19 protein-coding genes and 1 tRNA gene are annotated in these 19,410 nt (G+C 62.1%); 6 read left to right on the plus strand and 14 right to left on the minus strand.

All coding sequences use genetic code 11. From position 1 onward, the window contains the following. Positions 1-65 precede the first annotated feature (65 nt). Together DWB85_RS04265 and DWB85_RS04270 are read right to left on the minus strand one after the other, a co-directional pair. Positions 66-2,246 (minus strand): TonB-dependent receptor, encoded by a 2,181-nt coding sequence (locus DWB85_RS04265; protein WP_117952953.1) that lies wholly within the window; start codon positions 2,244-2,246, stop codon positions 66-68. 103 nt (positions 2,247-2,349) lie between these two features. Continuing rightward, positions 2,350-3,702 (minus strand): DUF885 domain-containing protein, encoded by a 1,353-nt coding sequence (locus DWB85_RS04270; RefSeq protein ID WP_117952954.1) that lies wholly within the window; start codon positions 3,700-3,702, stop codon positions 2,350-2,352. A gap of 184 nt (positions 3,703-3,886) precedes the next feature. Here DWB85_RS04270 and DWB85_RS04275 point away from each other — a divergent pair, with 184 nt between their 5' ends. Continuing rightward, positions 3,887-4,912 (plus strand): AraC family transcriptional regulator, encoded by a 1,026-nt coding sequence (locus DWB85_RS04275; RefSeq protein WP_117952955.1) that lies wholly within the window; start codon positions 3,887-3,889, stop codon positions 4,910-4,912. Between the two features lie 250 nt (positions 4,913-5,162). On the opposite strand, the gene DWB85_RS19830 is transcribed toward DWB85_RS04275, so the two are convergent. The 4 genes from DWB85_RS19830 to DWB85_RS04295 form a co-directional block, all read right to left on the minus strand. Further along, on the minus strand, positions 5,163-5,291 hold the full coding sequence (locus tag DWB85_RS19830) for a DUF2256 domain-containing protein (protein WP_117952956.1): 129 nt from the start codon (positions 5,289-5,291) through the stop codon (positions 5,163-5,165). Positions 5,292-5,355: 64 nt separating this feature from the next. Beyond that, positions 5,356-6,390, minus strand: coding sequence for an NAD-dependent epimerase/dehydratase family protein (locus DWB85_RS04285; protein ID WP_162845999.1), 1,035 nt, complete (start codon positions 6,388-6,390; stop codon positions 5,356-5,358). A 173-nt stretch (positions 6,391-6,563) separates the two neighbouring features. Then, positions 6,564-6,902, minus strand: a complete 339-nt coding sequence (locus tag DWB85_RS19935; protein WP_420820250.1) for a GSU2403 family nucleotidyltransferase fold protein — start codon at positions 6,900-6,902, stop codon at positions 6,564-6,566. A 477-nt stretch (positions 6,903-7,379) separates the two neighbouring features. Next, positions 7,380-7,455, minus strand: a tRNA-Ala gene (locus DWB85_RS04295). Between the two features lie 232 nt (positions 7,456-7,687). Here DWB85_RS04295 and DWB85_RS04300 point away from each other — a divergent pair. Genes DWB85_RS04300 through DWB85_RS04315 form a run of 4 tightly spaced genes read left to right on the plus strand, consistent with a single transcriptional unit; the run spans position 7,688 to position 10,857 of the window. Further along, complete coding sequence (locus tag DWB85_RS04300) at positions 7,688-8,062, plus strand: DUF4345 family protein (protein WP_117952959.1); 375 nt, start codon at positions 7,688-7,690, stop codon at positions 8,060-8,062. A 50-nt stretch (positions 8,063-8,112) separates the two neighbouring features. Then, positions 8,113-8,595: an FKBP-type peptidyl-prolyl cis-trans isomerase gene (locus tag DWB85_RS04305; protein WP_117952960.1), complete on the plus strand. Its 483-nt coding sequence runs from the start codon at positions 8,113-8,115 to the stop codon at positions 8,593-8,595. Between the two features lie 11 nt (positions 8,596-8,606). After that, positions 8,607-9,989, plus strand: a complete 1,383-nt coding sequence (gene dbpA / locus DWB85_RS04310; protein WP_117952961.1) for an ATP-dependent RNA helicase DbpA — start codon at positions 8,607-8,609, stop codon at positions 9,987-9,989. 10 nt (positions 9,990-9,999) lie between these two features. After that, the gene (locus tag DWB85_RS04315) at positions 10,000-10,857 is read left to right on the plus strand and encodes a PA4780 family RIO1-like protein kinase (protein ID WP_117952962.1); all 858 of its coding nucleotides are present in this window, start codon (positions 10,000-10,002) and stop codon (positions 10,855-10,857) included. A 20-nt stretch (positions 10,858-10,877) separates the two neighbouring features. Here DWB85_RS04315 and DWB85_RS04320 read toward each other — a convergent pair whose 3' ends face one another. From DWB85_RS04320 to DWB85_RS04355, 8 genes are all read right to left on the minus strand, one after another. Continuing rightward, a complete protein-coding gene (locus DWB85_RS04320; protein ID WP_117952963.1) occupies positions 10,878-11,273 on the minus strand; it encodes a YchJ family protein in 396 nt (131 codons plus the stop codon). After that, positions 11,260-11,883, minus strand: coding sequence for a trimeric intracellular cation channel family protein (locus DWB85_RS04325; protein WP_117952964.1), 624 nt, complete (start codon positions 11,881-11,883; stop codon positions 11,260-11,262). Before DWB85_RS04325 ends, DWB85_RS04320 begins: the two co-directional genes overlap by 14 nt. Continuing rightward, positions 11,877-13,277 carry an L-serine ammonia-lyase gene (locus DWB85_RS04330; protein ID WP_117952965.1) on the minus strand — a complete coding sequence of 467 codons (1,401 nt, stop codon included), beginning with the start codon at positions 13,275-13,277 and terminating at the stop codon, positions 11,877-11,879. The genes DWB85_RS04325 and DWB85_RS04330 overlap by 7 nt, the downstream gene beginning before the upstream one ends. A 50-nt stretch (positions 13,278-13,327) precedes the next feature. Then, positions 13,328-14,080 carry a glutathione S-transferase N-terminal domain-containing protein gene (locus DWB85_RS04335; protein WP_117952966.1) on the minus strand — a complete coding sequence of 251 codons (753 nt, stop codon included), beginning with the start codon at positions 14,078-14,080 and terminating at the stop codon, positions 13,328-13,330. A 104-nt stretch (positions 14,081-14,184) separates the two neighbouring features. Beyond that, positions 14,185-15,666: a glutamate--tRNA ligase gene (gltX, locus tag DWB85_RS04340; RefSeq protein ID WP_117952967.1), complete on the minus strand. Its 1,482-nt coding sequence runs from the start codon at positions 15,664-15,666 to the stop codon at positions 14,185-14,187. 78 nt (positions 15,667-15,744) lie between these two features. Continuing rightward, positions 15,745-16,497, minus strand: a complete 753-nt coding sequence (truC, locus tag DWB85_RS04345) for a tRNA pseudouridine(65) synthase TruC (protein WP_239017213.1) — start codon at positions 16,495-16,497, stop codon at positions 15,745-15,747. 4 nt (positions 16,498-16,501) lie between these two features. Then, positions 16,502-17,491 (minus strand): type II asparaginase, encoded by a 990-nt coding sequence (locus DWB85_RS04350; protein WP_239017214.1) that lies wholly within the window; start codon positions 17,489-17,491, stop codon positions 16,502-16,504. A gap of 190 nt (positions 17,492-17,681) precedes the next feature. Continuing rightward, entirely contained in the window at positions 17,682-18,146 is a 465-nt protein-coding gene (locus DWB85_RS04355) for a winged helix-turn-helix domain-containing protein (RefSeq protein WP_117952970.1), read from the minus strand. A 262-nt stretch (positions 18,147-18,408) separates the two neighbouring features. Here DWB85_RS04355 and dusA point away from each other — a divergent pair, with 262 nt between their 5' ends. Next, complete coding sequence (gene dusA / locus DWB85_RS04360) at positions 18,409-19,398, plus strand: tRNA dihydrouridine(20/20a) synthase DusA (protein ID WP_117952971.1); 990 nt, start codon at positions 18,409-18,411, stop codon at positions 19,396-19,398. Positions 19,399-19,410 lie beyond the last annotated feature (12 nt).

Consider the following 19,410-nt stretch of genomic DNA (forward strand, 5'->3'; position numbering starts at 1 on the left):
ACAAAAAGGCCGGCGCGCAATGGCGCGCACCGGCAAGCACTACTCCACCTGGGAGTGTAAAGGAATCAATAATTCCAGGTGAGGGTGGCACCCACGGTTCGCGGCGCAGCGGGAGTAATGTTTTGTGACAGACCGGGGTTCATGGTGTAGTTATGCAGCATGTACTCCTCATCCGCCGCATTCTTCACCCATCCGGCAATTTCCCACTGGCCATCGCCTGCGCCATAGGCCAGACGCAAATTGACCAGTTCATAGGACTCGAGTGTTGACTCGGGGCGGTTCTGGATATCCTGGTAGGCGTCATCCTTGTAAGTATAGTCGACGCGGGCATTGATATAGTTACTCTGCAGGGGGTAATCAAACACCAGGCTCAGTGAGACCGCGTTTTCCGGCGCATTGCGCAGGCTGTTGCCCTCATTGGGCTTGAGATTGCCCTCCAGTTTGGTGTACTCGGTATCGAGGTAGGCGTAGTTTCCGGAAAGCTGCCAGTAATCGTGCAACTGCCACAATGCCTCCAGTTCGATGCCCTGGCTTTGTGCTTCACCCGCATTCTCGGTCAGCAGCGGGCCGGGCAGGCCACCGGGCTGAATTGTCTGCACCAGAACCTGCAGGTCGGAATAGTCGGTGTAAAACGCGACGGCGCTGAAACGCAGGGAATTGTCGAGCACAGTGCCTTTAATACCGAGCTCGTAGTTGGTCACGTTTTCCTCATCAAAAGAGGTGCTGGCCGCCGCTTCTGTCGGTGCCAGGCCCTGGAATCCGCCACTTTTGAAACCCGTAGAAACCGTGGCGTAGGTGGTCAGGTTTTCACCCAGGTAATAATTAACCGCGACTTTTGGGGTGAAGGCATTCCAGCTTTCCTCTTCCTCAATGTCATAGGCCTCGACGATGGAGAAGGCCCCATCAGGAGAGCCCACATTGGTTACCTCCTTCTCTTCGTAGGTATAGCGCGCGCCCAGGGTCAGGTCCCAGTGCTCGTTAAACGTCCAGGTGCCCTGGCCGAAAATCCCGTAACTGTTGGTCTCATTGGTCTGCTCGGCGCCGGCCAGGGGCAGGTGGATTGCAGCCTCGGCCGGAACACCGCAGAGCAAGCCGCAATAGATATCAATGTATTCGTTACGCGCCACCTCTTCTTTCAGGTAATACACGCCAGCCTGCCAGAACAGTTGCTCACCAGCATCGGCGGCAAAACGGAATTCCTGACTGAACTGCTCTGCCTCCTCGTCGAAAAAGTTGTCCAGGCTACCCAGTTGAAAGTATTCAATGTCCGCGGGCCAGACAATATCCCGTACATCGGCACTCGACTCCCGGTAGGCAGTAATCGAAGTGAAAGTGCCCATTTCCACCAGCCAGTCGGCCTGCAGGGAAACACCCCAGGTCTCTATATCGGCATGGGGTTCGGTACTCTGCAGGTTCTGGTAAAAGTCGGGATTGAAGCCCGACGCCGCCACGGAATCGCCCAGGGCAAATTCGGTGCCGGGGTTCCGCCCCGGGCTGTTCCTGCTGTCGTCTGAATAGTCGGCAGAGAGCAGCAGTTCCAGAGCGTCTGCTGGGCGGGTCAACAGCTGCCCGCGAATGCCGTCACTTTCATAGGCGTTCAAATCATCAATATCGGCCACCAGGCTCTCGACATAGCCATCGCGCTCCTTGTGGCTGACCGAGATCTTGCCATAGGTCTCCTCGCCAAGGGGTCCCGATACCTTGCCGCGAATGCCCAGGTAACCCATATCGCCGCCTGAGAGCTCCAGGGCGCCCGTGAGTTCTTCAGTCGGCTTCTGGGTAATGATATTGATCGCGCCACCGGCCGCATTCTTGCCGTAGAGCGTACCCTGTGGCCCGCGCAACACTTCCAGGCGCTCCAGGTCGAACAGGTCAAAGGCCTGGCCAGCCGTGCGCCCGAGGTAGACCCCGTCAAGGAATACAACCACTGACTGGTCCTCACCTGCGCCGTCGGCATTGGAGCCTACCCCGCGGATAAACAACTGGGGCTGGGCCGGGTTGAATACGCCCATGCTGAAGCCCGGCGTGCGCAGGGCAATCGCCGACAGATCGCTGATGTCGGCGGAGCGAATATCCTCTGCACCGATAGCGGTGATGGCGATCGGCACATCCTGCAGGTTTTCTTCGCGGTGCTGGGCCGTCACCACCACCTCCTCCAGGGCCTGGGCATACAGTTCAAGGGAGACTGCCGATATGGCCAGGGCCAGGGCAGTCCTGGTCAGATGCTTGCTGGATTTGCTGTACATTGATTGTTCCTCTACACAGTTATTTTCATTGGGGTACTTGTGGGGGCTGCCACAGGGCTCGTTGCGCCAGTGAGGAGTGCATCATCGCCCCCGTCGGTGGGTATTACTCAGCCACAGATTGGGCGATGTTCTGCCGCATCTGTTGCGGTTGAATGGGTGTGGACAGGACCTGCTGGAAAACCTGCCAGCGCGCTTCCCGGTCCGGGCCGGCCTGGCTCTCGACATAGTCGCGAACCAGTGTTTTACCGTAGTTGTAGTTAATGACGTAGGAGCGCATAGCCGCAATAAAGTCCAGGCGCTGGGATGCCGTGCCACGAGACTCCAGGCCAAACTCCATCAGCCACGCAATGGCCTGTTCCCTCGGCATTCCCCCGTACAGGTAATACCGGGCGACCTCATTACGGGCGAAATTGAGCTGGTCCAGCAGGGCGAAGTAGCGGTAATACAGCTCGAGCTGCTCACCGTCGAGGCCTGCCATGGGCAGAATCACCGAGCGCTCGTAGGCGATCCGTTCCGCCGGCGTGAATGCCAGGTCTACACCGTAGTTGGCCGCGCCCTCGGCGATGACTGCCTGCGAACCATGCAGGGGAATGTAGGCATACTCGATCCAGCCGCGCTTCCTGACCAGTTCCGCTTCCACCAGGGTCGCGTGCACATGATGCCCCGGGTAGGCTTCGTGGCAGCCCAGCTGAATAACCCGCTCGACATGTATCGGCACATCGCGGTTGATGTGCACCGTGGTGTGGCTGTCGCCCTGAAACTCTGCGAAGCCAACCCAATGCTTGCCGGTCGTGATGTTGAGGCTGGTGGCCTCATTGTCCGGCAGATCGATATGGCCCCTGGTACGGCGCCGGCACTCCGCCACCGATTCAGTAATGACCGCTTCCACCTTGTCAGCGGGAATAATGAACTGGTCCCTAAAACGTTCCACCCGCGCTGGCAGCGCTCCCTCCCCCGGTATCAGCTCGTCGAGCTCTGCCACCAGGGCGCGAAAGTGATCCTCATCGTAGTGCGGCGCTTCCACACCAAACAGCAAGCGGGTTTCCTCGTCGAAGCTCGCTGGAAAGCGTCCCTGAAGAATATCAAGGCGGGTGATCATGGCAGTGATCCGCCCTTGCAACACGCTCCGCCGGTCCTGGTCCATGCCAGTCGCCGGCATCGGCAGCGCCTCAATTTTCCCTTGCAGGGCGGCCAGTTCCTCCTGGATCCGGGGCATGGCAAGGGGGTTTTCACGGGCCGCGCTGCGCCAGGCATCGGGACCGAGGTAGAGATACTCGAGGGGGTCGTGGTTCTGTAACTGCAGGCCCAATCGAACATACGCCTCGGCCAACGGCGCCATGGGATCGAGAGCGGCGTCCCCCACCTGTGACCACACCTGGCTGCCAGGCAGCACAATGCTCCACAGCAAAAGAGCCGGGGCAAAGAGGGCGCGTCGCAAATTGATTATGTCTATCATCCTGGCATTGCACTGTGGGTTGAGATTCGCAGGTTTCCGGTGAATTCCCTGTGCTGCGGAGCCACCGGATAACCCGCAGCAGGGCAATCTACCAACCCCGATTGCCTTCTGCGTACCATTTTGCGACACTTTGCATACCATTTGACGACAAAAGATCATCAACCGGTCGAAGGGGGCTGGAAAGTTGCAGGTCTACGATGCTCACACACCCCTGCTCGCCACCAGCGAATTACTGCTGGGCTCGCTCGAGGCCGCCCGGGAAATTGGCGCGGACCTGACCGGGGCACTGGCTGCTAACGGCATCCAGCACGAGCTGCTGGTAGCACCCCGGGGCTTCCTCGCTCTCGACCAGATTGTGAATTTTCTTAACAGGATCGCGGAGGAGTCCAACTGCCCCCACTTCGGCTTTTTGGTCGGCGTGCACCAGCCGCCAATGCGCTTTGGTCTCATGGCACAATTGCCCAGGTTGTCGTCGACGCTGGGCGAGGCCATTGAGAACGCGCTGCAATACAACCTTCTCAACAGTGAGTTCTCGATCTGGGAGCTTCAGCGTAAAAACAGGCACGCGATTCTGGTACGAAACAATCGCATCTCCTATCAAGGATCACTAACCCAGCTGCACACCCTCGCCATCACTGTAGTGTTCAATGCGTTTAGGAGCCTGGGCGGTGAAAACTGGCGACCCAGTGCTATTTGCTTCTCCCACAAAGAGCCGGAAACAGCGCGGCTGTACAACAAGTACTTTGGCTCACCGGTTGAATTCAACCAGGATTTCACCGGGATCGTATTCCCGGCGATCGATTTGCAGATTCCAATCGCAACTGCAGACAATGAGCTGCTAGCCATTGTCAAGAGCCACCTCGATACGGTCATGGCTGACTATCAGGTGCATGATATTCTAGCTAACAGGGTCCAGCAGCATATCAGACAGCACCTCGGTACCGACCTGTGCAATCTGGAGAGTGTTGCCCAGCGACTCAATCAACACCCGAGAACATTGCAGCGGGAACTTCGCCGGCAAGGTGTCACCTTCAGGACGCTATTGACGGAAGTACGCCATGACGTCGCTGAGCATTACCTGCGCAGCTCCAGCATCGGCCTGGCCGACCTGGCGGACATTCTGGGTTATCGCAATGTCAGCGCCTTTTCCCGAGCCTTCAAAAATACCAGCGGATTGTCACCTGAACATTGGAAGCGGCTGAACGCCTGATCTGCAAAACTGCATTCACTTCGAGTAAGCTGTCCTGCAAGTCACTATTCCCGCAGCCAGAACCCCACTCCCGCTGCTGTTGCCCATTGATCGCGATATGACATGAGTATTTCCAGTCGGCAGGGCATCGTCGCCATCGAGGAGTCCAATAGCGATCCCTTTTCCACGCTGAGCAATACCTACGACATGATCGCTGCCGGCGCGATGCCGAGGTGGATGAGGTGGGCGTCATCGCACTGCAGGAGCCGGTTCACTTGGACCGCCGGCAGCGCTGGGAGCAGTAGCGCACCTTCTCCCAGTCCCGGGCCCACTTGCGCCGCCAGGCAAAGGGCCTGTTGCAGGAACGACAAATTTTTTGCGGCAGCTGACTCTTCTTCATCGCCCTGGTTACGCCATGAGATAGTGCATCGGATCTCGTTTACCAATCCGCTGCCGAGCGCTGTTCAAGCCCGCCCTGCGGCGACCAGTCGCTCCACCGGTGAGCGCAACCACGCGGCGGCGACCTGGCGGTAATCCGGCACCGACTCAAGCGTGGCGGCGAGCGCCGGCTTGATATCGGCTTCGCCATACTGCAGCAGCGCCTGGGAAGGCGCCAGGTCGATGGCGTTGTCCTCCAGCAACAGGTCATCCAGGCGGGCAAAATCCAGCCCCGATTTCTCCCCTACCAGCCGCATGGCCATGGCGCCGACCCGGGTCATGCCGCTGAACAAACCGCTGGGCAGCCGCATCACCGAGTCCTGAGACTTGCCACTGAGTTCTCCCAGGTGAAGTAACATATCATCCCAGCTGAGATTGCAATCGCCCACGGGTACGCTGATGCTGGCCTCAGGATGCTGCAGGGCCCCCGACACGGCTTTACCGATATTCTCTGCACTGATCGCCACGGCACCGCCAGAGGGGGCGACCAGCGGCCGCGAGAAGCGTACATAGTTGACCAGCGCCGACCATTGAGAGGGCTTGCCCCGGCTGCAGCCGAACACCCAGGGAATCTCCAGCACGGTGGCGATGAAGTTACCCCTGGAAACCTCCAGTGCCATGTCGCTCTGGGCGACGCGCGAGGCGATGTAGGGGTGGTGTCGCGTCAATTCGAGTTCGGGGCGCAGGCGGTCGATGCAGGTAAAAATGGAGTTGAGCAGGGCCACATGGGTAATCCCGGTGTCGCAGGCGGCCAGCAGCACCTTGCGGCAGGTGTCCACGTTCTCGCGAAAGAAGAATTCCCGGGCATCGATATCTGGCCTCACCCGCTCGTCGACGCCGGCGGCATAAACCAGTTTGCAGTAAGGCGCCATCAGGTCAGTCAGGGCCGCCTGATCCAGCTCATTGATGTCCCCCCCGACGACCTCTACGCCCTCGGCCACTTCTTTCGTGGCCCGCCCGGGGTTCCGGCTCAGCACTGCTACCTGGTGCCCCCTGGCGAGAAGTTCCTCAACGATGTAGGAACCCAGAAATCCCGTGCCACCAATAACCAACGTTTTCATGCAATGCCATCCTGACAGTAAAACAAGAACTACGGCTGATGGAGATCGCTGGATCATCGGGCTGGTGGGCGATTCGACTCGATCGATTCCGCCCAGACGTTTCCGCGGAGTTGGCAAAACGCGAAAACCACTATCGCCCGTAGTTCTGTGGTGCCAGGCAGAGGCTGATGCTGCTAGGGACAAGGCGCCGGGCGAAGGCCGAGCTGCGCCAGCAGCGGGGCAGACAGAGCCTCATCATCGAGCGCCTTGATGCCCTCCTCCATTTCTCGAGCGAACTGGTCATGGAAAACCACCGCCGCGTCCAGCGCCAACCACAAGTCAGCGGGGCGCTGATCCAGCAAAACGGCGATCAATTGTTTCGCCTGCTTCACGTCTTTGATGCTCTTTGCCCGCTGTCCCGGATTCCTTCGCTGGGCCACCACCAGTTTGTGTAGCGCGAACCGGCCCGGAACAGGCCTGACTGAGCTGCCGCGCTCAACACCTTGTAAGCCTGGTAGGAGATTCCCATGCACCCCTGAGCCACTGCCCCGGCGACCTGACGCTCCAGCATCTCGGCATCCACCCTGGATGCCCCCCAGCGTGCCTTCTGTTGCTCGATTCTGGCCAGTAGCTCAGGGGTCTCTACTCCCAGGTAGTATCGCTTTTTGGGCTTAGGCAGAGAGTGCTGCAGGTACCAGTGTATGCCTGCCGAAGACGGCCTTTTTTGGCTGGTGAACGTAAACCCCTCTCCCGTTTGGATGTCCCGGGCCATGGCGTTATCAAGCACCTCCGCATACGCCAGCTGCGCGCTGCCGGGTAGCTCTGAGTACAACATCCTGGTCATCTTGATGCCCGATTAAAATAACTTGGCATCAACAAGATGAGAGCGCCTGAAAACCCGGTCGGACCGGCACCGGTCGAACGGGGCGGCCATCCGCCGCTGCCGGTTAGCGGTTCGCGCGGCGGCCCTAACGAAAAAGACCGAGCCTCAATGAGACCCGGTCTTGATTTGGTGGAGCTAAGCGGGATCGAACCGCTGACCTCAACACTGCCAGTGTTGCGCTCTCCCAGCTGAGCTATAGCCCCAAAATTTGATGCTAACTCGTTGATCTGTCTGGTTTTTTGCCGAAGCAATATCAACGAAGAGGTGCGCATTTTAGTGAGTGCGCCAGGGCCTGTCAAGGCATCTGTCCAAGGAATTGCAGCCACAGCCACAGGCGCAGCGCCGCCGTCCCGCGGCGCCGGGAAAACAAACCAACGCCGGGAAAACAACGTACACTGCTGCTGCAACGATAACAATTGTCAGGGGGATATATCCATGCTGGGCAAAGGACTGTTGTGGGCCGCCGGCCTGGTCTTCGCCGTCTACGGTGTCGCCTGTTTCGTCACTCCCGAATTGCCCGCCGGCTATGCCGGGCTGGGCATCGGCAGCGGCGATGCCTACGCGGAAATGGCCGCCATGTACGGTGGCCTGCAGTTCGGCTTTGGCCTGTTTCTGCTGCTGGCGGCGCTGAAGCCCGGCTTCTACCGGGCGGCCCTCACCCTGCTGGTCATGGCCATCGGCTGCCTGGCGGTCGCCCGCCTGCACGCCGCCTGGGACACCGGGTGGATGGTGGCCGGCTATACCTGGGGCGCGCTGGCGTTTGAATTCGCGGTGGCAATACTGGCGGCAATTGCGCTGCGCAAACCCTGAGCGATGGGTGTAAGATACGCCCCCTTTTACCGACTACAGAGCAACAGACAGTGAACATAGGCCCCAACAGTGTCGCCGTTTTCCACTACACCCTGCGCAACGAATCCGGCGAGGAACTGGAAACCTCCCGCGGTGGTGAGCCCAGCGCCTACCTGCACGGGGCCAACAACATTATTCCCGGGCTGGAACAGGCCATGGCCGGCCACGCCGCCGGCGACGTTTTCAGCGCCACCCTGGCGCCGGCAGAGGCCTATGGCGAACGCAAGCCCGAGCGCCAGCAGCGGGTGCCGGCCAAGCACCTGGTGTTCAAGGGCAAGCTCAAGGCCGGCATGGTGGTGCAATTAAACACCAGCGAGGGCCGGGTCCCGGTCAGCGTGATCAAGGCCGGTCGCCACAGCGCCCATATTGACACCAATCACCCGCTGGCCGGACAGTCGCTGACCTTTGACGTGGAAGTCATCGACGTGCGCGCCGCCACCGAGGAAGAGATCGCCCACCGCCACGCCCACGGCCCCGGCGGCCACCAGCACTGATTGAGCCAGCAGTGACTGACAACAGTTTCGCCAGCCTGCCCTTAGCGGCGGAGCAACTGGCCAATCTCGACAGCCTCGGCTACCGGGAAATGACCGCTATCCAGGCGGCGACCCTGCCGCTGGCACTCGCCGGGCGCGACCTCATCGCCCAGGCCAAGACCGGCTCCGGCAAAACCGCCGCCTTTACCCTGCCGCTGCTGGCCAACATCAATCCCCGGGATTTTGGCGCCCAGGCGCTGATTCTCTGCCCCACCCGGGAGCTCGCCAGCCAGGTGGCCGTGGAAATCCGCCGCCTGGCCCGCTACCGGCAAAACATCAAGGTGGTGGTGCTCTGCGGTGGACAGCCCATCGGCCCGCAGATCGGCTCACTGGAGCACGGCGCCCATATCGTGGTGGGCACCCCCGGGCGTATCCAGGACCACCTGCGCAAGCGCACCCTGTCGCTGGCCCGAGCCAATACCCTGGTACTGGATGAGGCGGACCGCATGCTGGAGATGGGCTTTGTCGACGCTATCGAGCAGATCATCGAACACACGCCGCGCGAGCGGCAGACCCTGCTGTTCTCCGCCACCTACCCGGACGACATTCTCGCCCTCAGCGCCCGCTTCCAGCGCGACCCCAAGCGGGTCACGGTGGAATCGCTGCACAGCAGCGCGCATATCGACCAGCAGTTTTTCATCTGCAGCAAGCCCGGCCGGCTGGATGGGCTGCTGACCCTGCTCAACCACTTTCGCCCCACCTCAGCCGTGGTGTTCTGTAATACCAAACAGCTGGTGCGCGATGTGTGCCAGCACCTTGCCGGCAACGGCATCAGCGCCCAGGCCCTGCACGGTGACCTGGAGCAGCGGGACCGCGACCAGGTGTTGATCCAGTTCCAGCAGCGCAGCTGCAGCGTGCTGGTGGCCACCGATGTGGCGGCCCGCGGCCTGGATATCGACGAGCTGCCAGCGGTCATCAATTTTGAATTGCCGCGCAATGCCGAGGTCTACGTGCACCGCATCGGCCGCACCGGCCGGGCGGGCAAGCGCGGCCTGGCCCTGAGCCTGTTCGCCGATTCCGAGCGCTACAAACTGGAGGCCATCGCCGGCTACCAGGACACGGAGATTGGCTTCGAGGCGATAGAAACCATCCAGGTCGCCGGCGAATACATGCCCCCGCCGCCCTGCGTCACCCTGTGCATTGCCGGCGGCCGCAAGCACAAGGTGCGTCCCGGTGACATTCTCGGCGCGCTCACCGGCGAGGCCGGCATCGACGGCAAGGCGGTGGGCAAGATCAATGTGACCGATTATGCCGCCTACGTCGCCATCGACCGGGGCGTGGCCGACAAGGCACTGGGCCGCCTGCTCAACGGCAAAATCAAGGGCCGCAAGTTCAAGGTCAGGCGCCTGGCATGAAGGTGCTGGCATGAAGGTACCCAAACGCCTGCGGCCGCTGGTGGAAGACGGCATTATCGACGAGGTGCTGCGGCCGCTGATGAGCGGCAAGGAAGCCGACGTATTCATCGTCCGCTGTGGCAGCAAAACCCGCTGCGCCAAGATCTACAAGGACGCGGTAAAACGCAGCTTCAAGAAGGCGGCCCAGTACACCGAGGGCCGAAAGGTGCGCAACAGCCGCCGCGCCCGGGCCATGGAGAAAGGCTCTAAGTTCGGCCGCCGGCAGCAGGAAGAAACCTGGCAGAACGCGGAAGTGGATGCGCTGTACCGACTGGAGCGGGCCGGCGTGCGCGTCCCTGTGCCCTACGGCTGTTTCGACGGTGTACTGCTGATGGAACTGATCACCGATGAACACGGCGACGTGGCGCCACGGCTGGATGAGGTGAGCATGGCAGAGGAACAGGCCCTGGAGGACCACGCCCTGGTGATGCAGTACGTGGTACGCATGCTGTGTGCCGGCCTGGTCCACGGTGACCTCTCGGAGTTCAACGTGCTGGTCAACGATGAAGGCCCGGTGATCATCGACCTGCCCCAGGCGGTGGATGCCGCCGCCAATAACAATGCCCAGGCCATGCTGACCCGCGACGTCGACAGAATGACCGCGTACTACAGCCAGTTTGCCCCATCGCTCAAACATACCCGCTACGCCCAGGAAATCTGGGAACTGTATGAAGAGGGCGAGCTGCATCCGGACATCGAGCTTAGCGGCGATGCGGAGGAAGATACCCACGCGGCGGACGTGGATGCGGTGATGCTGGAGATCAGGGCGGCACTGGAGGCAGAGCAGGAAAGACGGGAACGGATTGCCGCGGCGGACGACCCCGAGTAAGCAGCGGCAAGCCTATCCGGCTAGAGGTGGTCGCCGTCCAGGTAGTACCAGCGGCCGTCAATGTTCTCAAAGCGGCTGCGCTCGTGCAGGCGATGCCCCGTGCCGGCGGTCTTGAAGCGGGCGACAAATTCCACCACCCCGGCAGTATCGCCCTCGCCACCGGCCTCGGTGGCCTTGATCGACAGGCCGATCCACTTCTGCGCCGGATCCAGCCGCACCCGGGACGGCCGGGTGCGCGGGTGCCAGGTCGCCAGCAGGTAATCCGCCTCGCCCAGGGCAAAGGCGCAATAGCGAGAGCGCATCAAAGCCTCAGCCGTCGGCGCGATCTCGTCGCCTTCCACAAAGGGCTGGCAACAGTCGCGGTAACTGCCGCCGCCGCAGGGGCACACTGGCCCGGCTGCCCTACTCCGCTTCACTTTGTCCCCCGTACTTGGGCAACCGCAGGTCGAACAGGATGGCGCAGGCCCGCAGGGTAAAGGCGGCCACCATTCCCAGCGGCAGGGCAAAACCGGCGGTGACCTCGAACTGGACCAACAGGGTGTAGGTGGAGGCACCGAGCACCGCGGCGGTGACGTAGATTTCCGGGCCCAGCAGCACCGGCTCCTGGTTGAGCAGGGTATCGCGAATCATCGAGCCAAAGGTCGCTGTCATTACGCCCATTCCCACGGCGACGATATCCGGCGCCCCCAGTTGCACTGCTTTTACTGCCCCCAGCACACTGAACAGGGAAATGCCCACCGCGTCGGCCCACAGCAACACTTTATGCAGTGAATTGAACTGGGGCGCCAGGAACCAGGTGGCCACGGCCGCGCCCAGGCACACCCAGAGATACTCGGTATGGTGCAGCCAGAACACCGCGTCCGCGCCCAGCAGCAGGTCGCGCACGGTGCCGCCGCCGATGCCGGTAATAGTGCCGAAGAGGATAAAACCGAGGATGTCGTTGCGCTGCTCGGCGGCCGCCAGGGCGCCGCTGATGGCGAATACCGCCGTGGCCACAAGATCGAGGGTGGTAATCAGCCCTAGCATTCGATGATATTCACCGGCACTTCCAGCACATTGACCGCCAGGCCACCGCGCGCGGTTTCCTTGTACTTGTCCTGCATGTCGCGGCCGGTATCGCGCATGGTCCGTATTACCTGGTCCAGCGACACGTAGTGTTCGCCGCTGCCGCGCAGGGCCATGCGGGCGGCGCTGATGGCCTTGATCGCCCCCATGGCGTTGCGCTCGATACAGGGCACCTGCACCAGGCCGCCAATGGGGTCGCAGGTGAGGCCCAGGTTGTGCTCCATGGCAATCTCGGCGGCGTTTTCCACCTGCGCCGGGGTGCCGCCGAGGGCATCGGCCAGGGCACCCGCCGCCATCGAACAGGCCGAGCCCACCTCGCCCTGGCAGCCGACCTCGGCGCCGGAGATGGAGGCGTTGGTCTTGTAGAGGATGCCAATGGCGGCAGCGGTCAGCAGGTAGCGGACGATGTCGTCCTCGCTGGAGCCGCTGCAGTACTTGAGGTAGTACTTGAGCACCGCGGGAATGATACCGGCGGCGCCGTTGGTGGGCGCGGTAACCACCCGGCCGCCGGCGGCGTTTTCCTCATTGACCGCCAGCGCGTACAGGGTCACCCAGTCCATGGTATTGAGCGAGGCGTCGCCGAGGGCGTTCTGCTCACTCTTGAGCTGGCGGTGCAGTTGCGCCGCCCGGCGTTTCACCTTCAGCCCGCCGGGCATGATGCCCTCGGTGGCAATGCCGCGGGCGATACAGGCATCCATTACCTGCCAGATGTGCAGCAGCTGCTGGCGGATTTCGCTTTCGCTGCGCCAGGCCTTTTCGTTCGCCAGCATCAGCGAGCTGATGGAGAGGCCATTGCTCTTGCACTGCTGCAGCAATTCCTCGGCGGTGGTGAAGGGATAAGGTAGCGGCGTGGGGTCCTCGACGATCACATCCGCCCCCGCGGCCTTGTCGTCGACGATAAACCCACCGCCCACCGAGTAGTACACACACTGCGCCAGCACTGCACCCTCGGCATCCCAGGCGCTAAAGCGCATGCCATTGGCATGGTAAGGCAGCGACTCCTGGCGATGCATGACCAGGTCATCGCGGTAATTGAAGCTGATCGCTTTACTGCCCAGGAGCTTCAGCCCGCCGCCCTCACGAATGGCGGCGACCCGCTCGGCGATGCGCTCCACCTCGACGGTCTCTGGCGTTTCCCCCTCCAGCCCCATCAGGATGGCCTTGGGTGAGCCGTGGCCGGCGCCGGTGGCGCCCAGGGAACCGTAGAGCTCGGCGCACACCCGCGCACAGTCCGCCAGGGTGCCCTCGGCCTGCAGTCGCTCGGCAAACAGGCGGGCGGCGTGCATCGGGCCCACGGTGTGCGAGCTGGAGGGCCCAATGCCTATTTTGAACAGGTCAAAGACACTGATGGACATAATTGCTTACACCTTGCGCCGGGCCGTGCATCAACAGACGGTGGTCGGCATCAGTCGCGGTAGTGCTGATCAAGGTAGCTGAGGATGTCGCCTGATTCAAACAGCCCCTGGTCGGTATTGGGGTCATACAGGTAGGGGATCGACTGCCGGCCCTCCCGCGCCAGCAGGAGGCGGCGGTTGTCCAGTTCACTCTTCGGGGTAATGCGCAGCGCGCTGCGCAGCGGTGGCAACAACCACTCGCTGGCCAGGGTGCGGCCGCAGTTGCGAACGATATAGGGGATTTCCATTTCGCACAGCTGCTCCCGCACCAGCCTGGCATAGGGGCTGGACTCGAAGCTGTAGAGTTCGAGCAGTTCCTCGGGTGGCCTGCCCGGCCGCGCCTGCATGCCCCGCCTCAGCCGCGGTGCACTGGCGAGCATGGAGCCCAGGGTCTGCAGTCCGCCCAGGCGCCATTTCAGCGGCACATCACCGCTGCCATAGGTTTCGAACAGGTAGCTGACGATGTCCAGCGACTCGTACATTTCCACCCCGGTGTTGGGGTCGTAGAGGTAGGGAAACTGGGCCTTGCCGCCGCGCTCCAGCAGTTCCGTCCGGAAGCGCTTGCCCTCCTTGGGACAGGGGAGAATAAGCACGTCGAGGTTCAGTTCGGTGAGGGCCTCGCGCACCAGGCGGCAGTAGGGGCAGTTTTCTATGTCGTAGATTTGCAGCAGTTCCGCGGGTCTGTCGGTAGTGGCGCGGCTCTGGATACCGTTGCTGCCGCGGATCAGGGTAGAGGCGAGTGAGGTGGCGATGTTCAAAGGCATTGCGATTTGCTCCGTTGTTCCCGCACAGGCAGGCAGTTCATGGATTCCGGTGTGCCGGACCACGGCTTTCGCCGGAATGACGAAAGGGTTAACACGGGGGGTTGTTACAGCCCCTGGTACTCCTTCTCCAGGCGTTTCATCGCCTTCTTGGACACCCCGCCCAGCACCGCGATCGCGCAGCGCAGGCGGGCGCGGCTCATATCGGGGCCGAGCATTTCCATGGAGTCCACTACCGAGAAGCTGGCGCTGGTACCGGCGATGGCGACAAAGATGGGCGCCAGGAAGTCCTTGACCTTGACGCCGGTGGCGTCGGCCAGGGCTTTCAGCTCTGTCCAGATGTTGTCGCGGTGCCACTGCTGCAGGGCCTCCATGCGCCAGAGGGCGAACTGCAGGCCCTTGACGATATCCTCGCGCTCGCCGCGCACCGAGGCAAAATTCTCCTCGCTGATGGGCAGGGTACCGGACACGAGGAAGCTGGCCAGGGGGGCGAAATCGCTCAGGGTTTCCATCCGCTTCTGGGCGTGGGGCAGCACCTTCATCAGGTTGGCCTCGTTGTAGGCCCAGTCAATGAGCCGCCGGGCCAGGGCCTGTTCATCCAGGTCCTCACGGATCCACAGGCCGTTGAGCCAGGACAGTTTCTCCATATCGAAAATGGGTCCGCCCAGGGAGACCCGCTGGATGTCGAAGTTATCCACCATTTGCGCCAGGGTAAACTTCTCGCTCTCGTCGGGCATGGACCAGCCCATGCGCCCCAGGTAGTTGAGCAGGGCTTCCGGTAAAAAGCCCATGCGCTGGTAATACAGGATGCTGGTGGGATTCTTGCGCTTGCTCAGCTTGGACTTGTCCGGGTTGCGCAGCAGCGGCAGGTGGCATAGCTGGGGCATATCCCAGCCGAAGTACTGGTACAGCAGCTTGTGCTTGGGGGCGGAGTTGATCCACTCCTCGCCGCGGATCACGTGGGTAATCCCCATCAGGTGGTCGTCTACCACGTTGGCCAGGTGGTAAGTGGGCATACCGTCGGACTTGAGCAGGATCTGCGCATCCACCATGCCCCAGTCCAGCTCGATGGTGCCGCGCAGCATGTCGTCCACGGCGCAGGCGCCCTCTTCCTCCGGCACTATCATGCGAATCACATAGGGATCGCCGGCGGCGCGGCGCTTTGCCACTTCCTCGTCAGCTAACTGCAGGTCCGAGGGTTTGAGGGCATTGCTGTTGCCCGCCGCCCGCCGCGCCTCGCGCAGTTCATCCAGCTCTGCCGCAGTGCGATAGCAGATGAAGGCCTTGCCCTCATCCACCAGCTGCCGGGCATACTGGCCGTAAATTTCCATGCGCTCGCTCTGGCGGTAGGGGCCACAATCGCCGCCCACGTCCGGGCCCTCGTCCCACTCCAGGCCCAGCCAGTTGAGTGAATCGAGAATGGCCTGCTCGGATTCAGGGGTGCTGCGGACCTGGTCGGTGTCCTCGATGCGCAACAGGAACTGGCCGCCGTGGGCGCGGGCAAAGCACATATTGAACAGGGCGATATAGGCGGTGCCAACGTGGGGGTCGCCGGTGGGTGATGGCGCAACGCGGGTGCGAACGGTCATGGGTATCCTGGAGGTCATTTTCGAGAGCGGCGATTATACGGCCTGCAGGGCGCAAATCCCACCGCTGCGGGGCCGGATTCAGGCCGGCTGCCTGTCCTCTTCCCGCAGCGCGTCGGTCCAGCCGAAACGGGCGATGATAGCCGCGAACCGGTCCCCGGGCGGGGCGGACAGCGCGAGGTTTTCACCACTCAAGGGGTGCTGCAGGATCAGTGCGGTACAGGCCAGCAACAGGCGGTCACAGTCAAATTCCGACTGGAAAAAACGGTTGTGCACCCCCTTGCCGTATTTGGCGTCGCCGATGATCGGGTAGCCCAGGTGCTTCATATGCCGCCGCAGCTGGTGCTTGCGCCCCTGCCGCGGCTGCAGGGCGACCAGTGCATAGCGGCTCTGCGGATAACGGTCTAGCGCATAGGGCAGTTCCACCGTAGCCAGCCGCCGATAGGCGGTCTGCGCTTCCCGCGCCGGCGCTTCCGATTGCCGGTCGCGGTCGGCGAGTTTGTCGGGCTTGTCCCTGATGGCGTGGTCGATCTCCCCCTGCTCCGGGCACCAGCCGCGGACGACGGCCAGGTAGTGTTTGCCCACGCGGTGCCCGGCGAACTGCGCCGACAGCAGCCGGGCCACCTCGGGCGACAGGGCGAACAGCAGTACGCCGGAGGTGGGCTTGTCCAGGCGGTGCACAGGATAGACCCGCTGGCCGAGCTGGTCGCGCAGCACTTGCAGGGCGAAGCGGGTTTCGTGGCGGTCAATGGGGCTGCGGTGCACCAGCAGGCCGCTGGGCTTGTTCACTGCCACCAGGTGCTCGTCCCGGTAGATTACCGGGAGCGTCTCCACGGGATCAGTACTGGTCGAAATAGGCCTGTACATCCCCGGGCAGGTCAGTTTTAGTCAGCACCAGTTTCAACAGTACCCGGGCCTGTGCCGGATTCAGTTCCCCCGAGGCCACCGTGCCCAGGGCGTCATCATCGATCTCGATATTGCGGCCCACGGTGCCGCTGGTGACCCGGGTCGACCTGACCACCACCACGCTGTTCTGGCGGGCGCGCTCCAGCGCCGCCAGCGCCTCTTTGGGCATGTTGCCGTTACCCACCCCGGCGGTGACGATGCCCCTGGCGCCGCTGGCCACTGCGGCGTCGATCAGGTCCGCGGACACCCCGGCGGAGATATAGATGATGTCCACCCGCGGCAACTGGTTGAGCTCGGCACCGGCGAACTCGGAGCCGCTGGTGTGCAGGCGATAGGGCTGCCGGTAGTAGGTGTTCTTGCCGTACAGGCTGGCGCCCATCAGGCCGCGCTCGGCGGACACAAAGGTCTGCACATCGGTGGTGCTGGTCTTGGTCATGCCCCGGGCGCCGTGAATGTCATCGTTGATGACCACCAGCACGCCCCTGCCCTTCGCCTCGGGGTCCGCCGCTACCGCCACCGCGTTGTAGATATTCAGTGGCCCGTCGGCCGACAGGGCCGTGGCCGGGCGCATGGCGGCGGTCATCACCACCGGCTTGTCGCTAGCGACCACCAGGTTGAGGAAGTAAGCTGTCTCCTCGATGGTGTCGGTACCATGAGTAATAACGATGCCGTCGACCGCCTCATCGGCCAGCAGCGCGTTCACCCGGCCCGCCAGCTGCAGCCAGATGTCGTCGTTCATGTCCTGGCTGCCGACGTTGGCCACCTGTTCGCCTTTGACCTGCGCCAGCTCCGCCAGCTGCGGCACCGCGCTGATCAGGGTTTCCACGCCCACCTCCGCCGAGGTATAGCCGGCCTGGGTGCCGGTGGCCGCGGCGCCGGCAATGGTCCCACCCGTTGCCAGGATTACGATATTCGGTTTCATGGATTCTCCTGCCATTGTCACAGCGGCACTGGCCAGCGTGGCGGCCAGTACCAGGATTCTGCTGAACATGTTCATAGATTGTCTCGCAACTGAGAAGGCACAGAGGCTGCAGTATCAATGAATTGCTGAACGCGCTCAAGCGCCGTCCGCCCACGCTGGCGGACCATGCCCGCAACAGTACCGCGGGTGACTACCGCAGGGTAAAAAAGTCCGATGCCACGATGAGCGTGGACAGCAGCAGGAATATCACCGCGCCGGTAATGACCAGGTTAACCGCGGTTTTCTCGGCGTCACCGTTGACCACAGGGTGGAAGTCATGGGCGTTGGGATGTAATTCTTCGGACGGCACCTCTTCGACAGGGCCGCTGAAGCGGTAGCCTTTATCGGCTATGGCCTCAATCGAGTGGCCTGTATTGCCGGCGGGAAAATGTGCGCTGAGCACCGACACACAGTGGCTGAGACGTTCGTCCTTGTTATCGCAACCGTTCAGGGCTTCCGCCGCCAGTGTGTCTTTCGACAAAAGCTCGCCCCGGTGCCTGATCAAACAGTCCAGTACACTGTTCTCCTCGGGCTGCAGATGTGTCGCTGTTCCCTGGACACGTATCTCACTGGCATCAGGGTCGAAATCCACTTCTCCCAGGCGATAAACAGTCACATGGCACTCATCCGTATTGCGTTAAGCTTTTCCTGAAAAGTATAGCAAGGGGGAAATGACCCAGCGTGCTGGCAGGGTCGATACTTATATCGTTTTGGCCTACTCGAGCGTTTTCCTTAAAACAAAACGCATATACCCTTAACTCACAGGGGAGGATGCACACGCCCCTCGCCAGCGCCAAGGGGCAAATTTACCCCCAGCGGGCAGCAATCGACGACCCGCATCGGTTAGAATTGCCAGCGACCTTCACAAGCTGGCCCCCATGACCGACGCATTGACAACTTCCCGTCGCTTTTCCATTGCTCCGATGATGGACTGGAGCGATCACCACTGCCGCTTCTTCTGGCGCCTGCTGAGCAGGCAGGCGCTGCTGTATACCGAGATGGTGACCACCGGCGCGCTGATCCACGGCGACCGGGAGCGATTCCTGCACTATAACGCGGAAGAGCACCCCGTTGCCCTGCAGCTGGGCGGCAGCAAGCCCGCGGACCTGGCGCGCTGCGCCCGCTGGGCCGAGGAGTGGCACTACGACGAGGTCAACCTCAATTGCGGCTGCCCCTCGGACCGGGTCCAGTCGGGCATGTTCGGCGCCTGCCTGATGGCACAGCCGCTAATGGTGGCCGATTGCGTCAGGGCCATGTGCGAGGCCACTGAGTTGCCGGTCACGGTAAAGCACCGCATCGGCATCGATGACATGGAGTCCTACCAGCAGATGCTGGACTTCGTCGCCCCGGTGGCGGAAGCGGGTTGCGGGGTGTTCATCGTGCATGCGCGCAAGGCCTGGCTACAGGGTCTGTCGCCGAAGGAAAATCGCGAGATACCGCCGCTGAACTACCCCTGGGTCTACCGGCTCAAGCGCGACCTGCCGCAGCTCGAGATCATTATCAACGGCGGCATTCAGACCCTGGACCAGTGCCAACAGCACCTGGCGCAGGTCGACGGGGTGATGATTGGCCGCGAGGCCTACCAGAACCCCTGGCTGCTGGCTGAGGTCGACGCCGAGCTGTACGGGATGGACAAAACCGTCATTTCCCGCGATGATGTGATCCTCCAGCTGCTGCCCTACGTGGAGCGGCAACTGGCCCGCGGTGCTCACCTGAATCACATTACCCGTCATATTCTCGGGCTCTACCAGGGCGTTCCCGGAGCGCGGAAATTCCGCCGCCACCTGAGTGAAAACGCCTACAAAAAAGACGCCGGGATAGGGGTGCTGACCGACGCCCTGGCAATGGTTCAGCAGGCCGCCGCCTGAAACTCCAGAACA

The sequence above is a fragment of the Seongchinamella sediminis genome, from assembly GCF_003457605.1.
In the GTDB taxonomy this organism is placed as follows: Bacteria; Pseudomonadota; Gammaproteobacteria; order Pseudomonadales; family Halieaceae; genus Halioglobus; species Halioglobus sediminis.

Excerpts from the sequence above, each read along its gene's own strand:
- DWB85_RS04270 (WP_117952954.1), bottom strand. The coding sequence starts at position 3,702 with ATGATAGACATAATCAATTTGCGACGCGCCCTCTTTGCCCCGGCTCTT.
- DWB85_RS04300 (WP_117952959.1), top strand. The coding sequence starts at position 7,688 with ATGCTGGGCAAAGGACTGTTGTGGGCCGCCGGCCTGGTCTTCGCCGTC.
- DWB85_RS04335 (WP_117952966.1), bottom strand. The coding sequence starts at position 14,080 with ATGCCTTTGAACATCGCCACCTCACTCGCCTCTACCCTGATCCGCGGC.
- DWB85_RS04350 (WP_239017214.1), bottom strand. The coding sequence starts at position 17,491 with ATGAAACCGAATATCGTAATCCTGGCAACGGGTGGGACCATTGCCGGC.
- DWB85_RS04315 (WP_117952962.1), top strand. The coding sequence starts at position 10,000 with ATGAAGGTACCCAAACGCCTGCGGCCGCTGGTGGAAGACGGCATTATC.
- DWB85_RS19830 (WP_117952956.1), bottom strand. The coding sequence starts at position 5,291 with ATGAAGAAGAGTCAGCTGCCGCAAAAAATTTGTCGTTCCTGCAACAGG.
- DWB85_RS04330 (WP_117952965.1), bottom strand. The coding sequence starts at position 13,277 with ATGTCCATCAGTGTCTTTGACCTGTTCAAAATAGGCATTGGGCCCTCC.
- DWB85_RS04325 (WP_117952964.1), bottom strand. The coding sequence starts at position 11,883 with ATGCTAGGGCTGATTACCACCCTCGATCTTGTGGCCACGGCGGTATTC.
- dusA (WP_117952971.1), top strand. The coding sequence starts at position 18,409 with ATGACCGACGCATTGACAACTTCCCGTCGCTTTTCCATTGCTCCGATG.
- gltX (WP_117952967.1), bottom strand. The coding sequence starts at position 15,666 with ATGACCGTTCGCACCCGCGTTGCGCCATCACCCACCGGCGACCCCCAC.
- DWB85_RS04285 (WP_162845999.1), bottom strand. The coding sequence starts at position 6,390 with ATGAAAACGTTGGTTATTGGTGGCACGGGATTTCTGGGTTCCTACATC.
- DWB85_RS04265 (WP_117952953.1), bottom strand. The coding sequence starts at position 2,246 with ATGTACAGCAAATCCAGCAAGCATCTGACCAGGACTGCCCTGGCCCTG.